Annotated in this window: 15 protein-coding genes; 7 read left to right on the forward strand and 8 right to left on the reverse strand. The window is 71.3% G+C overall.

The window, feature by feature from the left end:
• Nucleotides 1-187 precede the first annotated feature (187 nt).
• Nucleotides 188-1081, forward strand: a complete 894-nt coding sequence (locus M8C11_RS18150) for an Eco29kI family restriction endonuclease (protein ID WP_252451143.1) — start codon at nt 188-190, stop codon at nt 1079-1081.
• Here the strand turns inward: M8C11_RS18150 and M8C11_RS18155 are convergent.
• The 3 genes from M8C11_RS18155 to M8C11_RS18165 all read right to left on the reverse strand — a co-directional run bounded on the left by M8C11_RS18155 (nt 1078) and on the right by M8C11_RS18165 (nt 3830).
• Nucleotides 1078-1803, reverse strand: a complete 726-nt coding sequence (locus M8C11_RS18155) for a very short patch repair endonuclease (protein ID WP_252451145.1) — start codon at nt 1801-1803, stop codon at nt 1078-1080. The genes M8C11_RS18150 and M8C11_RS18155 overlap by 4 nt on opposite strands.
• A gap of 74 nt (nt 1804-1877) precedes the next feature.
• A complete protein-coding gene (locus tag M8C11_RS18160) occupies nt 1878-3131 on the reverse strand; it encodes a DNA cytosine methyltransferase (RefSeq protein ID WP_252451147.1) in 1254 nt (417 codons plus the stop codon).
• A gap of 351 nt (nt 3132-3482) precedes the next feature.
• On the reverse strand, nt 3483-3830 hold the full coding sequence (locus M8C11_RS18165; protein WP_252451149.1) for an ImmA/IrrE family metallo-endopeptidase: 348 nt from the start codon (nt 3828-3830) through the stop codon (nt 3483-3485).
• A 455-nt stretch (nt 3831-4285) separates the two neighbouring features.
• Here M8C11_RS18165 and M8C11_RS18170 point away from each other — a divergent pair, with 455 nt between their 5' ends.
• Nucleotides 4286-4705, forward strand: coding sequence for an ester cyclase (locus tag M8C11_RS18170; RefSeq protein WP_252451152.1), 420 nt, complete (start codon nt 4286-4288; stop codon nt 4703-4705).
• A gap of 4 nt (nt 4706-4709) precedes the next feature.
• On the opposite strand, the gene M8C11_RS18175 is transcribed toward M8C11_RS18170, so the two are convergent.
• Both M8C11_RS18175 and M8C11_RS18180 read right to left on the reverse strand, forming a co-directional pair.
• Complete coding sequence (locus M8C11_RS18175) at nt 4710-5732, reverse strand: DMT family transporter (protein ID WP_252451155.1); 1023 nt, start codon at nt 5730-5732, stop codon at nt 4710-4712.
• 123 nt (nt 5733-5855) lie between these two features.
• Entirely contained in the window at nt 5856-6407 is a 552-nt protein-coding gene (locus M8C11_RS18180) for an AAA family ATPase (RefSeq protein ID WP_252451158.1), read from the reverse strand.
• Between the two features lie 51 nt (nt 6408-6458).
• Here M8C11_RS18180 and M8C11_RS18185 point away from each other — a divergent pair, with 51 nt between their 5' ends.
• From M8C11_RS18185 to M8C11_RS18195, 3 genes are read left to right on the forward strand one after another with little or no spacing between them, the layout of a single operon-like run.
• The gene (locus tag M8C11_RS18185; RefSeq protein ID WP_091413576.1) at nt 6459-6764 is read left to right on the forward strand and encodes a helix-turn-helix transcriptional regulator; all 306 of its coding nucleotides are present in this window, start codon (nt 6459-6461) and stop codon (nt 6762-6764) included.
• Nucleotides 6761-7147 carry a VOC family protein gene (locus M8C11_RS18190; RefSeq protein ID WP_120572498.1) on the forward strand — a complete coding sequence of 129 codons (387 nt, stop codon included), beginning with the start codon at nt 6761-6763 and terminating at the stop codon, nt 7145-7147. The genes M8C11_RS18185 and M8C11_RS18190 overlap by 4 nt, the downstream gene beginning before the upstream one ends.
• Before the next feature lie 53 nt (nt 7148-7200).
• A complete protein-coding gene (locus M8C11_RS18195) occupies nt 7201-7890 on the forward strand; it encodes a hypothetical protein (protein WP_252451161.1) in 690 nt (229 codons plus the stop codon).
• Between the two features lie 3 nt (nt 7891-7893).
• Here M8C11_RS18195 and M8C11_RS18200 read toward each other — a convergent pair whose 3' ends face one another.
• A complete protein-coding gene (locus M8C11_RS18200; RefSeq protein WP_252451164.1) occupies nt 7894-8484 on the reverse strand; it encodes a dienelactone hydrolase family protein in 591 nt (196 codons plus the stop codon).
• A gap of 65 nt (nt 8485-8549) precedes the next feature.
• Between M8C11_RS18200 and M8C11_RS18205 the strand changes: the two genes are divergently transcribed.
• Together M8C11_RS18205 and M8C11_RS18210 are read left to right on the forward strand one after the other, a co-directional pair.
• Nucleotides 8550-9140, forward strand: coding sequence for a helix-turn-helix domain-containing protein (locus tag M8C11_RS18205; protein ID WP_120572495.1), 591 nt, complete (start codon nt 8550-8552; stop codon nt 9138-9140).
• A gap of 89 nt (nt 9141-9229) precedes the next feature.
• On the forward strand, nt 9230-10177 hold the full coding sequence (locus M8C11_RS18210; protein WP_252451607.1) for an L-threonylcarbamoyladenylate synthase: 948 nt from the start codon (nt 9230-9232) through the stop codon (nt 10175-10177).
• Between the two features lie 9 nt (nt 10178-10186).
• On the opposite strand, the gene M8C11_RS18215 is transcribed toward M8C11_RS18210, so the two are convergent.
• On the reverse strand, nt 10187-10975 hold the full coding sequence (locus M8C11_RS18215) for an MBL fold metallo-hydrolase (RefSeq protein WP_252451167.1): 789 nt from the start codon (nt 10973-10975) through the stop codon (nt 10187-10189).
• Nucleotides 10965-15479 carry an HAD-IC family P-type ATPase gene (locus tag M8C11_RS18220; protein WP_252451170.1) on the reverse strand — a complete coding sequence of 1505 codons (4515 nt, stop codon included), beginning with the start codon at nt 15477-15479 and terminating at the stop codon, nt 10965-10967. The genes M8C11_RS18215 and M8C11_RS18220 overlap by 11 nt, the downstream gene beginning before the upstream one ends.
• Nucleotides 15480-15570 lie beyond the last annotated feature (91 nt).

Genomic DNA, 15570 nt, shown 5'->3' on the forward strand with positions numbered 1-15570 from the left:
CAGCGTCGAAACTTGCGTCAAGGTCCGCTTGACGTGGCAGGCCCGGCCGGCCCGCTCGTCAGCAGGAAGGTCGATGGTGGTGTGAACAACCCAGGCTGTGGACGATGGGCCAGCGTGAACCTGGAAAGTTGCAGGGCTGGGTGGCTGGGGGACGTCTCCTTTGATCACAAGCCGCTATCCTCCCGGCATGACGCGTAGGCGACCGACGAGGCGTGAACAAGCTCGACAGGTCGAAGTGTTCGACCCGCTGGCGCTTCGGAACCTCCAGGAGGTGTTGCGCGAGCGACTGGAGCGGGCCGAACTTGACGACTTCCCTCCCAGCGACTTCCTAGGCGCCGGCGTTTATGCCCTCTACTACGTCGGAGAACTCGATCTCTACGCCCCCTTCAAGGACACTGAGCGCAAGGTTCCGATCTACGTCGGCAAGGCCGAGGCCGGCAACTCTAGCTATGGAGAGCCCGCGAGCCCGGACGGCTTCCAACTCATCAACCGGATCAAGAAGCACGCGGACTCCGTTGCCGAGGCAAGCCAAACCCTGAACGTCGCCGACTTCAAGGTTCGCTACCTGCCGCTCGACGACGCTTGGATTGTGCTTGCTGAACGGGCCCTCCTCCGCGACTACCGGCCGGTTCTTTGGAACACCGTAATGCCCGGCTTTGGCGCGAATGCTCCAGGCTCTGATCGCCAAAACGCTCGGTCTATCTGGGACACAGTGCACCCAGGCCGGCCGCGTGCGGGGCGTCTTTGCAACCGCCGGTTCACGTTGGACGAGATGTGCGAGAGAGTCCGTCTAGCGGTCGCTGCGTCGATCCTCGAAGAGGGAGACGAGCGAACTGCGGCTATGGAAGCACTGGAGGCATACCAAAAACGGCCGATCTGGCGCCCAAAGAAGAGTCACGAGCGTGGACCCCGGGTTGTGGTCCAGGACCAGGCTCGATTCCGTTCCGAGATGGCGCGGCTCGGCCTTGAGATCCCCGAGCACAGGGTGGTGGAGGACGAACTCGACCCCTCGGAGGATCCAGAGGCCACCGCCGAGCGCAACACCCTGGTAGCCGAGCAGCTCAGCATAAAGCTCGGCTAGTGCTCGGCTCCGCGATGCGGGCTGGTGCGCAAGGCCAGTACGGCCTGCGCAATGCGGCTAGCCGCTTGATGCGGGTCATCGTGCTCCCAAACACGGATCACGGTCCAACCCGCAGCGGCGAGCTTCTCGTCGGTCTGCGCGTCACGGTCCCTATTGCCCTCGATTTTGTTTGACCAGAACTCGCTGTTGCGGTTAGAGGGCCGGTAGTGCTCAGGGCAGCCATGCCAGAAGCAGCCATCAACGAAGACAGCGACGCGTGGCCCGGCGAAGACTAAATCAGCTTTTCGCCGCAGTCCGGCCAGCGGTTGGCGGTCAACCCGGTAGCGCAACCCAAGTGCGTGAACAGCCGAGCGAAGGGTCATCTCCGGGCGGGTGTCACGGGGGCGGTTTGCCCGCATGACGTTACGCACAGCCGGGGACGAGGCCCAGGACTCCGTTGACTTCTTCGGTCGCTGCAGTGAGGTCAATCCGACGCTGAGGGCTTGGCGCCATGCCTCCGCCAGGTTCTCCCCCCGAGTATCGTGACCGACCTGGCACACGTATCGCTCGCGCGTCTTGCGCCCTTCCGGCCAACGGAGGTACGCATACACCCGCCGGGATTTTGGCGGCAGCCGCAGGTAGATGGAGGCAAGGACGGTCCGGCCAGCCGATCCCGGCAGGTACCTGTTCTTTCGCCCGCCCGCAGCCTTGTCCTGTTCCTCGGCTCGTTCGCTGGCGGACATGTTCTTGACCGGCTTCCACGCTGAGTCTGTGGGCGGGGCGTCTCGCCACTGAGTGGCCATAAGACGATTGTTGCCTATGCCTGTCCGTTGCTGACCCGCTGCAATGCCTTTGCCACCGATTCTGCCATCACTCGTCCGAGTTCCACCGGGACCGCATTGCCGAGCTGACGCATCTGCTCACCGCGCGGGCCGTCAAGCCGCCAGTCGTCCCGAAACGTCATCACCCGGGCGGTCTCCCGGACCGTCATATACCGGATCGACCCGTCATCGAGCCGCATCACACTCTCGCCACCCGGCACGCCATGTACACCCGCCTTGACCGTCTTGGCAGGGCGGTCGAGGTCGTTCGGAGTGTGACCCGGATACTGGCGGGCTCCCGGCCAGCCGACGTGATGCAGCCAGTCAGGGTGCTCGACGTAGTCACCTACCGGCTCTGGAAGGCGAGGGGAGAGCGATGACGGCGACGCCGGCCAGATCGCGTCTCGCAGGGTCCGCCATCGCTGCTTGCCGTCAGGCAGCGGCAGCACTTCCGGCAGCAGATCATGCCGCACCGGGACGCCATGCTCCTCCCAGTACTCTCCACTGTCCTGAGCGTGCTTCAGCGCGAGATCTGAGTGAGTCGGTTCGGGGAACTCCCAATCAGCCAGCCCGAGATCCTTGCGGAAGGCCACGACGAACACTCGCCACCGCACTTGCGGAACGCCGTAGTCCGCCGCGTTGACGAGCTTGTACTTGACGTCGTACCGCTCGGCCAGGTCAACATCAGGAGCGCGGAGCGCCTTGACTAGACGCTTGTCGTGGTCGCGCCAATCCTCACCCTCGATCCGCCGCTCGAATGGCGCCGACATCTGCCGAATGATGTAGTCGTAGTACGGCTTGAACGACGGCCGCAACAGGCCCTTGACATTCTCCGCCACGATCGCTCGCGGTCGAGTCTCCAGGACACACCGAAACAGCTCCGGCCACAGGTTGCGGGGATCGTCGAAGCCCTTGTGAGCACCCCCGAGGCTCCACGGTTGGCACGGCACTCCACCGGCGACCACGTCGACCTTGCCAAACCACGGATCAAACTTCACCTCCCGCACGTCGTCCTGCAACAGCGGCCAACGGTCGCCCAATGACTTCGGAAGGGGGGACCCCTCTTCGTAGTCGACGGCACCGTTCAGCCGCAGCGTGCCGCACGCCCGCCGCTCCAGTTCCACCGCTAGGAGGTGACGGAACCCAGCCTCATGCATCGCCAGGGCCAAGCCGCCCCCACCGGTGAACAGCTCGATGCTGGTACCCACACCCGGACCCGCCTCGGCGGTGGGCTTCTTGCGGCTCGTCATGCGAGGACAATACCGCGGATTTTGATCAAGTACTCGATCGTATGTGCGTGTCGTCGGACTCATCAAGACCTCAGGTCCGACCGGAGGTGCAAGACACGGTGCGCTATGCCCACCGCGTCGGCTGCAACTCCACGGGCAGCGTTGGCCCGAGATCTTGCGATCCTGCGACAAGGCGGCCCCGTCAGCAAGAAGTCAGCAAGACGCGCGACATCAACCGACAACCGCTGGCACAGGACAGCAATCTCCCTGATGCCAACGCCATCCGCTGGCACTGATCGGCGAGTACTCAGTACGGCGAGCCGCCTTTGCAAGGCAGGGGTTAGGGGTTCGAGTCCCCTGGGCTCCACCACATCACGTCGCCTGATCATCAGCGGCTGTTTCGAGTACAGCCTGGACAGTGGGCTTCCATCGGTCGGCGAAGGCTTCGGCGAACCGTTCATGATCTGATCGGCGTTGCATGCGGCCGACCTTTCGGCTGCGGTGTTGGAGCACGTGATGTCCGAGCTCGTGCAGCAGCACGTCGAACCGCATGAAGTCCCGCAACGATGCGGCTTCCGATAGCGGTTGCTCGTACAGGAAGATCTCGCCTGGCACCCGGGTCCTGCCGTAGACGACGAATCCGGGCCGGAAGTCCTCGGTCTGCCGCAGCTCGACGGCGCGCAACCCGTACCACGCCCAAGGCCCGATGGCTTCCAGCACGTCGCGAACGTCTCCTCCGCTTGCCGGGTGCGCGAATCCGGGTCGCGGTGCGTGCACGTGGATCCGCACCCGGTCGAGCCGGGGCGCGCGCCGAAGTGCCTGGCGGGATCGGGGGTCCGTTCGGAGGCTTCGGCTCACAGCGGCCATGGTCGGCGTACGGCACGACCGACGACAACGGATTTCTCCGTGGAGCCACTCGGTGAGACCGGCGGGGTGGAGCGGCCTGCCGGTGCCGTCGCGTATCTCGCCGACGGCGTCCCGCTCGTAGAGGGACTGCTCGGTCGTCGGGGTTCAAGAGCGACATACCGATCGGTACAGAACGTGATCCGGATCATGAACTGATCGGTACAGAATCCTGTTACGGTCGTGTCAGAACCGAGCGGTACAAAATTCGCTCGCGCCGACGGCCGGCCCGGTGATGCGGGGTCGGCGCACACAGATGAGGGAAAACGATCATGAGCTCCGTCGCAACCCAGCCAGGCATGTCCACCCAGGAACTGCGGGACTTCTACCTGCGGTACGTCGAGCTGGCGAACAAGCGGGAGTTCGCCCGCATGGCCGACTTCGCCCACGAGGAGGTCGTCATGAACGGCACCCCGGTCAAGATGGCGGACATGGTGGCCGAGTTCTACAAGCACGTGGAGGCGGTCCCGGACCTCCACTGGGAGATCCAGGACCTCGTCGTCGAGGGCGACACGATCGCCGCCCGGCTCGTCGACACGGGCACCCCGGTCAAGGAGTGGAACGGCCTGGCCCCCACCGGCGCGTCGGTGTCGTTCACCGAGACCGCCTTCTACCGGGTCCAGGACGGCAAGTTCAAGTTCATGTCGTACCTGATGGACACCGACTCGGTGCGGCGGCAGCTCGCCGGCTGATCCGTCACCCCGAACGGCGTGTCGCGACCTCGCCGCCGGCCCTCGCTCGTCGAGGCCGGCGGCGGTTCCGTGTGCCGGCGTCACGGTCCCTGCGCGGCGCGGTCGATGGCGGCGCCGGTCCGGGTTCGCCGAGCATCAGCGCGACCACCGCGGCGAGCAGCACGACCGACCCGAGAACGGCGGTCACGGTGAGCCGTTCGTCCAGCAGCAGCACCGCGATCAGCGCCGCCGTCACCGGTTCGACGAGCGCGATGACCGACGCGGTGGTCGCCCGGACCGCGGCCAGACCGGCGAAGAACAGGGTGTACGCCACGGCGGTGGGTGCCACGGCGAGGAAGGCGAGCAGTCCCACGGTCTGGCGGGTGTCACCGGCCGTGGGCAGGATCCCTTCGAGCAGGGCCAGGGGCAGCAGGCAGATCATCCCGACGGCGAATCCGCCCAGTAGCGACGTCTGCCCGCCACCGTCCCGGCCGAGCTTCCGGTTGAGCACGGTGACGGCTGCGTACCCGCCCGCGGACAGCAGCGCGCAGGCCAGGCCCAGCGCCGGTGCGGGGGCGCTGCCGGCGCTACCACCGCCCAGCAGCAGGGCCAGACCGACGAGTGCTGCCGCGACGGTGACTGCGCCGGATCGGCCGAGTCGCTCGCCGAGGGTCAGGCGGGAACCGAGGGCGATGAGGATCGGCCCGGCGCCGAGGGTGACCATGGTGGCGACGGCCAGGCCGGCGTACCCCACTGCGGCGAAGTACGCCGTCTGGTAGACGGCCAGACCCACGCCCGTCGTCACGACCTGCCGCCACCGGTGGCGGGACGGAGCGCGGACGAAGCCGGACGGTCGCCGCAGTGTCAGGTGTCCGGCGGCGAGCAGCAGGACGCCACCGGCGAACCGCCAGAACGAGACGGTGACCGGGCCCAGCCCGCTGGTGTCGTAGAGGACGGCCGCCGCGGCGCCGCCGGTGCCCCAGGCGATCGCCGCCATGAGGATGTACAGGGTTCCTCGCCCCACGGTCGGGGGCACAGTCTTGCGCACGGGATTCTCCGTTGTCGTCGCCGCCCGGGCACCGCGAACGGACCCGGGCTCTGGGTGCGGGAGCCGGGTTCGGTGAACGGCGTCGTTACCGGGTGACCGGTGGCGGCGAGACAACGCGGAAGGTCATGTCCGTACCCTAGCCGCGCGCAGTCGATCGACCGCCTGCTTTATCGCCGCCACCCGGGTCGCGAGCGGTCCCGCCGGCACGTCGACGAGGTCGAACCCCGCCTCGCGGTACGTCAGTTCGTGGACCCGCTCGAAGACGATCGACTCCTCGAAGCTGATCCGCCGGGCCGTGGTCGCCTCGACGAAGCCCTGATTCCGGACGAAGAAGACGGTCCGATCCGTCGTCATGCCCTCGATCTCGTCGAGCAGGGCGGACGGCGGTGTCATGCCGAGGTGGCGGCACAACGCGAGCGTGCACACGGGTGAGCGGTCGTGGAACACCACGTCGTCGCCGAACATCTCGGCTCGGCGCCGACGCCTCCGCTGGAGATCCAGCACCCGCTCGGCGAAGTCCGGCTCACGCCACGGCTCGGGTCGGCCGAGCGCCTGGCGAAGCGCGATCACGTCGGTCGCGGCCTCCTCCACGACGGGATGGCCGTCGAGTTCCAGGTGGCGCAGGATCGCTGTCTTACCGGAGCCGGGAGCGCCGGTGAGGATGTATCCGGGCATGAGGTCCTCCGATGGCGGGCAGCCTCTTGATAGGCAAGCCACTACTTGCATATGGTGGGTGACGTGGGCGATCTGTACCAGGCGCTGGCCGATCCCACCCGCCGCCTGATCCTCGACGAGCTGACCGAGCGCGACGGTCAGACCCTGTTCGAGATCTGCGGCCGGCTGGCCACGAAGCACCAGGTCGGCTCGTCCCGGCAGGCGATCTCCCAGCACCTCGACGTCCTGGAGGCCGCCGGCCTGATCGTCACGCGGCGGCAGGGGCGCTACAAGTTCCACCACCTCGACACCCGGCCGCTGCGGTCCATCACCGAGCGATGGCTCAGGTCCGCCGAACCCACCCAGGAGAACCCATGAGAATCAACCTCACCAGCGTGTACGTCGACGACCAGGCCAAGGCGCTGCGCTTCTACACCGAGGTGCTCGGCTTCGTGAAGAAGACCGACGTGCCGACCGGGGAGTACCGCTGGCTGACAGTGGTCTCGCCCGACGCACCGGACGGCGTGGAACTGCTGCTGGAGCCCGACGCGCACCCGGCCGCCAAGGCGTTCAAGGAGGCGCTCGCGGGCGACGGGATCCCGCTGACGCAGTTCGCGGTGGACGACGTGGCCGCCGAGCACGACCGGCTGCGGGGCCTCGGCGTGCTGTTCACCCAGGAGCCGGTCGACATGGGCCCGGTGACCACAGCGGTGTTCGACGACACCTGCGGCAACCTGATCCAGATCGCACAGTACCGGTAGCCGGGCGCTGACTCCGCGCGGAACCGCTGGACACGATCGGTCACGCTGGCGGCATGATGGTGTGGCGGCGCCCGTACTCGCTGGACCTGACCACTGTCGGTGCGATCTTCGTGGTGGTGGGGACGGCCGGCTACCTGGGGTTCTTCGTGTTCGCGGCCGGCAGCGGCATGATCTCGGAACCGGAAGCGGTGTTCTTCGGAGTGTGGCTCGTCCCCGGCCTCGTCGTCGCGCTCCGCCGCGCGATGCTCGGCGTCTGGGTGAGCCACATCGGCATACGCTCGCGCTCGCTGTTCCACACGACCACGGTGCCGTGGGCGTCGGTCGTGGAGATCCACAACGGTACGGGTTCCATGGTGGGACTCGACATGGGACGCGTCGCGATCGTCATAGAGCGGACCGGCGGCGGGCCGGTGCAGACGCCGATCCAGCGCGGGGACTTCATCCAGCCGTTCAACTTCCGCCCGGAGCTGGGCCGTCTGGTCACCTGGCCGGAGCACTACGACGAGATCCTCGCGACCCTGCGGGAGTGCCACCGGAATGCCCGGCCCCGGGAGCAGCGCGCGCCGGCGAGCCCGGATCCGGTCCGCGCCGGCCGTCCGGACCAGCCGGAGCCGGTCCGGCGGCCCGCTCCGAGCGCCGCGCAGCGGCGTGACATCCACGCCCTGACCAGGCAGTACGAGCGCGGGGTGCTGACCGACGCCGAGTACGCGGCCGAGTTGGCGCGGCTGCGCGGTGACGGGTAGGCGTCAGCCGAGCCGGTCGAGCAGTTCGCGGCTGCGGCTCACCACCAGCGCGGTCGCCTCCGCGTCGTACGAGGGCAGCGAACTGTCGGTGAACAGGTGCCGGTCGCCGGGGTAGACGTACAGCTCGCCGCGCTCGGGGCCGACGATCGACACCAGCTCGCGGGCGGCGTCCACGTCCCCTTCCAGCCCGAAGAACGGATCGTGCTCCATGCCGTGCACCTGCACCGCCACGCCGTCGGGCCAGGGACCGATCGCCCACTCGCCGGTCACCGGCAGGCAGGCCTCGTAGAGCAGGGCGGCCCGGGCGCCGGCCCGGGTCTGGGCGAGCCGCTGGGCGATGGCGGCCCCCCAGGAGACGCCCGCGTAGACCAGGCCGGCGGGCAGGTCGGCGACGAGCGCGTCGGCGCGCTGGTCGAGGACGTCGCCGCCGATCCGCTTGGTCAGCGCGGCGCCGTCCTCGATGGTGGCGGGCAGTTCGCCGTCGAAGAGGTCGGGGGCGTGCACGGTGTGCCCGCCGGAGCGCAGGGAGTCGGCGAGCGCGCGAACCCCGTCCGTGAGCCCTTGAATGTGGTGGAAGAGCACGATCTCGGCCATCACTACACTCCTGAGTTGTCAGACCAGAGTTATCGAACGAACCAGAATCTTAGAACGGTCGAGAAATGTCGGTCAATCAGCGGATCCCGGACTACGACCTCGACGACCTGCTCGTGGTCACCGCTCCGGAGCAGCTGCGTGCGCTCGCCGACCCGTTGCGGAGCACGCTGCTCGAACTGCTCCTGGAGCGCGCCGCCACTGTCAACGAGATGGCCCGCGCCGTCGACCGGCCCAAGAGCAGCGTGGCGTACCACGTGAACCAGCTGGTGGACGCCGGTCTGCTGCGCGTGGTGCGGACCCGGCGGGTACGCGCCATCGAGGAGCGGTTCTACGGGCGGGTCGCCCGCACCTACTACGTCGGGGCGCTCAGCCGGGCGGAGGACAAGCAGGTGGTGTCCCGGATGAACGGGCTCGCCGAGGCAGCCGCCGAAGCGGCGGCCGCGCACGCCGCCGACGAGTTGCGGTGCACGCTCGTGCACGCGCGCATCCCGATCGAGGACGTCCGCGAGTTCTGGGCGGAGGTGCAGGCGCTGGCCCGGCGGTTCGCGCAGATCCCCCGCGCCGGTGACCAGGTGTACGGCTTCGCCGCCGGCCTCTACCCGACCGACGCGCCCACGCTCCCCGACACGGACCCCGCCACCGACCCACGCGGCTGACCGCCCCACCACGCGACGGCGGGGTCTTGCCGGAGTGACGAACCGGGCAGGCTAGCGTCGGAAGCGTGAGCACCGGATCCCCGCGCGTCCTGCCGGCCGAGCGCGGCATCGACGAGGCAGCCGCCGTCCTGCGCGCCGGCGGGCTGGTCGCCTTCCCCACCGAGACGGTCTACGGGCTGGGCGCCAACGCGCTCGACGCCCGGGCCGCGGCGCGGATCTTCGAGGCGAAGGCACGGCCCAGCTTCGACCCGCTGATCAGCCACCTGGCCGACGCCGCCGACCTGGCCGCACTGGTCGGCGAGGTGCCCACGGCGGTGGCCGAGCTGGCGAAGCGGTTCTGGCCCGGCCCGCTCACCCTGATCGTGGACCGGCCGGAGATCATCCCGCCGATCGTCACCTCCGGTCTGGACACCATGGCGGTACGCGTACCGGACGAGCCGTCCGCGCGGGCACTGATCGCGGCGGCCGGTGTGCCGGTGGCCGCGCCGAGCGCGAACCGGTTCGGCCAGCTCAGCCCGACCCGGGCCGAACACGTGGTGGCCGGGCTGGGCGGCGCGGTGGACGTGGTGCTCGACGGTGGGCCCACCCGGTGCGGGATCGAGTCGACGATCGTGGACGCCCGGGGTGACCGGCCGGTGGTGCTGCGGCTGGGCGCGCTGCCGGTCGAGGCGCTGGTCGAGGCGGTCGGCCCGGTCGAGGTACGCCAGGGCAGCTCCGGTCAGCCCGTCGCGCCCGGGACGCTGGCCGCGCACTACGCCCCGCGTACCCCGTTGCGGTTGGGCGCGGCGGCCGAGCCCGGCGGCGGCCGGCGGGGATTCCTGGCCTTCCGGGAGCCACCGGCGGAGGGCGACTGGGCCGCGGTGGAGGTGCTGTCGCCCGACGGCGACGTGACGGCGGCGGCGGCACGGCTGTTCGACGCGCTGCACCGGCTCGACGCGGCCGGGGTGACCGAGATCGTCGCGGAGCCGGTGCCGGAGACCGGCGTGGGCCGCGCGATCAACGACCGGCTGCGCCGGGCCGCCGCCACCTGGCACTAGGGACAACGGTCAGGGCGTCAGCGGGACCGTCTCGCCGCGACTGACGGTACGAATCTGGCCGGCGAAGCCGCGCCGCCTCGCCTCCTCGACGAAGTGCCGCAACGGCGACCGGAACACCGGGTAGTCGTCGTAGTGGATCGGCACGGTGAGCCGCGGCCGGATCAGCTCCACCACGTCGGCGCCCTGCCGGGCGTCCATGGTGAGCAGGATGCCGGCGATGCGGGTGCCGCCGAGGTGGATCAGCATGGCGTCGATGTCCGGGAAGCGGGCGGGGATCTCGGCGAGCTGCGGTCGGCGCAGTGTGTCCCCGGTGACGTAGAGGCGGAAGCGCCGCTGGCCGCCCTGTTCCAGGTCGATCAGGCTGCCCATCACGTCGGGGAGCGCGCGGTCGAGCAGGCCCGGCCCGTGCTGGCCGGGCAGCGCGGTCAGGCGCAGCGTCTCGTCGCCCCGGTGCAGCTCGTACGCCCGCCAGGTGGGCAGCCCTTCCGCCGCGCCGAATCCCCAGCGGCGCAGCTTCCGTTCCGCCTGCGGCGTGGTGAGGATCGGCAGCGCCTTGTCCAGGCCACGCCGGGCGACCCGGTCGAAGTGGTCGCCGTGCAGATGGGACAGGACCACCGCGTCCAGCGGGGGCAGCTCGGGGATGGTCAACGCCGGATCGGTGCTCCGCTTCGACCACAGGCCCCGGCCCAGATACGCCCGCTGCCCCCGGTGCAGGAAGTTCGGGTCGGTGAGCAGCGTGAAGCCGCCGATCCGCAGCACAGTGGTCGCCGTACCGACGAACGTCACCTCAGGCGTCATGTCCTTCGCCGTACCCCTGATCGGGACGCCCATGCGAGCCGGGCTGCGGCAGGCGGTCGACCAGCTTGGTCAGCGTGCCGTTGGCGAACGTCGCGCCGAGCGCCGAGCCGGTCGCGATGGTCCAGCCCACCGGGCCGAGCGGGGTGCAGCCGAAGAACTGGCTGACACCCGGCGTCTGGACCACCGCCACGAGCACACCCACCGAGGCGGCGGTGGCGGCGAGCACGCTGGGGCTGGTGCCGCCGGCCAGCACCGTCTGCCCGAGCTGTGTGCCGATCAGCGAGGCCAGTGCGACGGTGCTGGCCCGCCGCTGGGTGCCGGTCCACCTGGCGATCGTCCAGCCGGCGGTCGCGCCCAGCGTGGTCGACGCCGCGCGCAGGCCGATCTCCCGGGTCATGGTGACGCCGAGCGAGGAGTCCGGCCCCTCCCGCAGCAGGTGGTCCGCGCTGTCGTCGGCGGGCGGGCGGACCGCGATGGCGAGCGCCGGCGCCAGGTCGGTGAGCAGGTTGACCAGCAGGAGTTGCCGGCCGTTCAGCGCGGACCGGCCGGTCGCGGCGGCGGTCAGCACGCTGAACGCGATCTCGCCGAGGTTGCCGCCGACCAGGATGCTCAGCGCGTGCCGTACCGACGACCACATGGCCCGTCCCTCGACGAGCGTGGCGATGATCGTCTCCAGCCGGTCGTCGGTGACCACCAGGTCGGCGGCGGCGCGGGCGGCGGGAGTGCCCCGTTGACCGAGAGCGATACCGACGTCGGCGAGCCTGATCGCCGGGGCGTCGTTGGCGCCGTCACCCGTCATCGCGACGGTGCGGTCCTGGCGCTGCAACGCCTGGATGATCCGTACCTTGTGGGCGGGCGTGCAGCGTGCCACCACGTCGGTCGCCATCAGGCGCTCGGCGAGCGCGGCGTCGTCCAGCCGGTCCAGGTCGCTGGCCGTGACCACGCGCTGCCCGCCGTCGTCCGGGCTGATCGCGGCGGCGATCGCCTCGGCGGTGGCCGGATGGTCGCCGGTGATCATGACGGTGTGCACGCCCGCGGCCCGGATCCGGGCCACCGCCGGCCGGGCGCTCTCCCGCACCCCGTCGGCGAGCGTCAGGAAACCCACGAAGACCAGGCCGTCGACCTGCTCGTCGCTCACCTGCTCGGTGGAGACCGGGCACTCGGCCACGGCGAGGATGCGGTGCCCGGCGCCGGCCCGCCCGGCCAGCATGGCCTGCACCTCCTCGCGTCCGGCCGCGTCGAGCGGCCGGTCCCCCTCAGCGGTTCGGCGGGACGCGCAGCGCGGCAACACCGACTCGGGGGCGCCCTTCACGCTCAGCAGCAGCCCGCCGGCGGCACGCCCGACAGCGGCGCTGTAGCCGCGGGACGGCTCGAACGGCAGCCCGGCCGTGGCGGTCCAGTCCGCCGCTCCGGTCCGCTCGTCCACCCCGGCGGCGTCCGCGCCGTGGCGTACCGTCCGGTCGGTCTGCTGCGGCAACTCGTCCGGGTCGGCGGCGGACGGGGTGGCCCGCACCGCGGCGGCCAGCGTCGACCGCAGCGGCTCGTCCAGGTCGTCCAACGCGGCGTACCGGCCGTCGCCCGTACCCACCCCGGCCAGCAGCAGCTTCCCCTCGGTGAGCGTGCCGGTCTTGTCGAAACAGAGCACGTCGACCCGGCCCAGCGCCTCGATCGTCCGGGGGTTGCGGACCAGGGCGCCGTGCTCGGCCAGCCGCCGCGCCGCCGCCAGCTGCGCGGCGCTGACCAGGAACGGCAGCCCCTCCGGCACCGACGCCACGGCCAGGTTCGCGGCGGTCGCCGCCGTTTCGGCAAGGGGTACGCCCCGAAGCAGTCCCGCGCCGGCCACAGCGATCGCCGAGGCGGCCGCCAGGGGTACGGCGCTGCTGGTCAGCTTGCCGAGTCGCGCCTCCACGCCACTGGCGGGCGGGGCCTCCCGGGCCATGGCGAGGCTCCGCCCGGCCTCGGTCTCCGCGCCGGTGGCCACCACCACCGCGGTGCCGTGGCCGGCGGCGACAGTGGTGCCCTCGAACAGCATCGAGTGCCGTTCGGCGATGGCCGCCGCCACCACCGGATCCGGGCTCTTCGCCACCGGCAGCGACTCGCCGGTCAGTGACGACTCGTCCGCCTCCAGCCCGTCGCTGGTCAGCACCCGGCAGTCGGCCGGTACGGCGTCCCCGGAGCTGACGGTGATCACGTCGCCGCGTACCAGCTCCTCGGCGGGCACCACCCGCTCCTCGCCGTCGCGCACCACCCGTGCGGTGACCGCCGAGCGGGACAGCAACGCGGCCAGGGACCGTTCGGTGTTGCGCTGGTGCACGGCGCCGACCAGCGCCGAACCGCCCACCACGCCGCCGACCAGTGCGGCGTCGACGAGCGAGCCGAACGCGGCGGAGAGCACCGCGCCGGCGGCCAGCACCGGGGTGAGCGGGTTGGACAGCTCCTCGACGAACGAGCGGAGCAGCCCGGCCGGGCCGTGCTCGTCCCCGACCTCGACGCGCCGGCGGCGGGCCGCCTCCTCGTCGGTCAGCCCGGACGGGCCGGTGTCGAGCTGCTCCAGGACGGTCTGCGCCGGCATGAGATGCCAGGCGGTGAGCGCGGGCATCGGGGCGCCGGTACGGTCCGGCAGCCGGTGCGCCCGGAACACGCCGTGCGCGAACGCGAGCGCCGCCGCGCCGTTCACCGCCGCCAGGGCCGGGCGGGGCAGGCGCCGCCGGTCGGCGGTGAACGCGCCGAGCGCACCGAGCCCGCTGCCGGCCATGGCGATCCGGATGTTCTGCTCGGTCATCCGGCGGGCCACCCCGGCGGCGTCGATCAGCAGGGCCGGCACGCGCAGGTCGTCGCCGACGAGCAGGTGCGCGCCCCACGGCGGCAGGTCGTCCGGGCCGTACACGCCGAGGCCGCAGTCGGACGCGGCGAGCGCCGACCGCTCACCGGAGACCACCATCACCACAGCGCCCTCGCGTTGGAGGTCGTGCACCGAGTCGGCGAGCCCGGGGCCGCCGGGCACGAGCAGGTCCGCGAAGTCGTACCGGCCGTCGTCCGGGCCGCCGACCACGAGCCGCAGGCCCGCCTGGCGGGCGGCCGACGCCAGCGCGTCCACGCCGGGCGCGGGCTCCGGCTCGACCCGCAGTACGGCGGCGAGCCGGCCGTTCTCGGCCAGTCCGAGCAGCTGTCCACCGTCGGCGCGCAGCCGGGCGCTGTCCGGGGTGTCTCCGGGGTCGTCGGCGCCGAGGCGGTCCAGTGGGCCGATCCGCCAGCCGCCGTCGGCGCGTACCGCGTCCGGCTCGGCCGGGTCGAACAACGCGAACGCCCGGGCGGAGACTCGCCCGGTGTCGGCGTCGGCCAGCGGCGCGAGGTCCGCCAGGACCCCCCGGTCCGAGCCGAGCACCGCGGCGTCCAGCACCACCGTGTCGATCCGGTCCAGCTCACGCAGCACGCTGCGGTCCATCGCGATCACACCGCGCCGGGCGAGCATTCGGCCGAGCTGGGCGCCGTACCCCTCGCGGCCGGAGCCGGGTGCCTTCGGCAGCGAGGACAGCGCCAGCGCGGCGGCCCGCTTCGGTCCCAGCACCGGCAGTGCCGCCGCCCCGGCGACCGCGCCGGCCGGGAGCACCCGCTTGGCGTACCGCTCGGGCTGCCCGTCCGGCACCGGGCAGGGCCGCTCGCCGTCGGGCACCCGGGCGACCGCGTGCTCCGGGTCGCCGGTCAGGCGCGGTTCGGCCCGCCGCCACGCGGTCAGTTGAGCGGCACCCTCGCCCCACTGCACCACGCGTTGCGCACCGTCGAGCACGATGCCCGCCCACCCGCCGGTGAGACCCTGCACGACAGCCTCGGCCAGCGGGAACAGCAGCTCGGCGCGCGGGTCGGCGCGGATGCCCAGGCCGGCCAGCGCGTGCAGCTTCGGGTGCAGGTCGACAGCGCCCAGCAGACCGGCCACCTCGGCCGGAATCGGGGTCAGCGGCAGCACGCGGGTGGCGGCGGAGATGCCCAGCCCGAGCACGTCGGACAGCAGCGCGCCGAACGTCCGCGCGGTACGCGGGCCGTCCTCGGGCGGCTGCGGCGGTTCGATCTCCGGGTCCGGCTCGTACGGGCAGGTCCGCTCGACACGGGCCACCGTGGCGATCAGGTCGCGCAGCTTCGGCGCCGGATCCCCGGTGGCCACCACCACCCGGCCGGACGGAGCGTTCACCCGCGCCCAGGTCACACCCGGCATCGACTCCAGCGCCGCCTCGACCTGACGGGCCAGCCGGTCACCGCCGTCCTGGCAGACGCCGTGCACCTCGATGTGGTGGCGGCCGTCCTGCGACCACACCCGGCGGCTGGTCAGCCCGGTAAGGCGGGCCAGCCGGGCTGCGGCCGTACCGACGCTGCCCGCGACCTCGGTGACCCGGGCCGGCACGGCGTCCGTGGGCAGGGCCGACCCGACGGTACGCGCGACGCGCGCGGCGGCCTCCGGTACGACCGTCGGCGACAGCAGGAGGCCGGCGAAGCGTCCCAGCGAGGTCATCGAGTCGTACGGCCGGGCAGTCGGTTGAAGGTGTCGCAGCCGTACGCCATCTCGCCTCCCGGTCTCGTCCCGGCGGCCCGACTTCCCGGCG

This window comes from Micromonospora sp. CPM1 (assembly GCF_023896895.1).
In the GTDB taxonomy this organism is placed as follows: Bacteria; Actinomycetota; Actinomycetes; order Mycobacteriales; family Micromonosporaceae; genus Micromonospora; species Micromonospora tulbaghiae.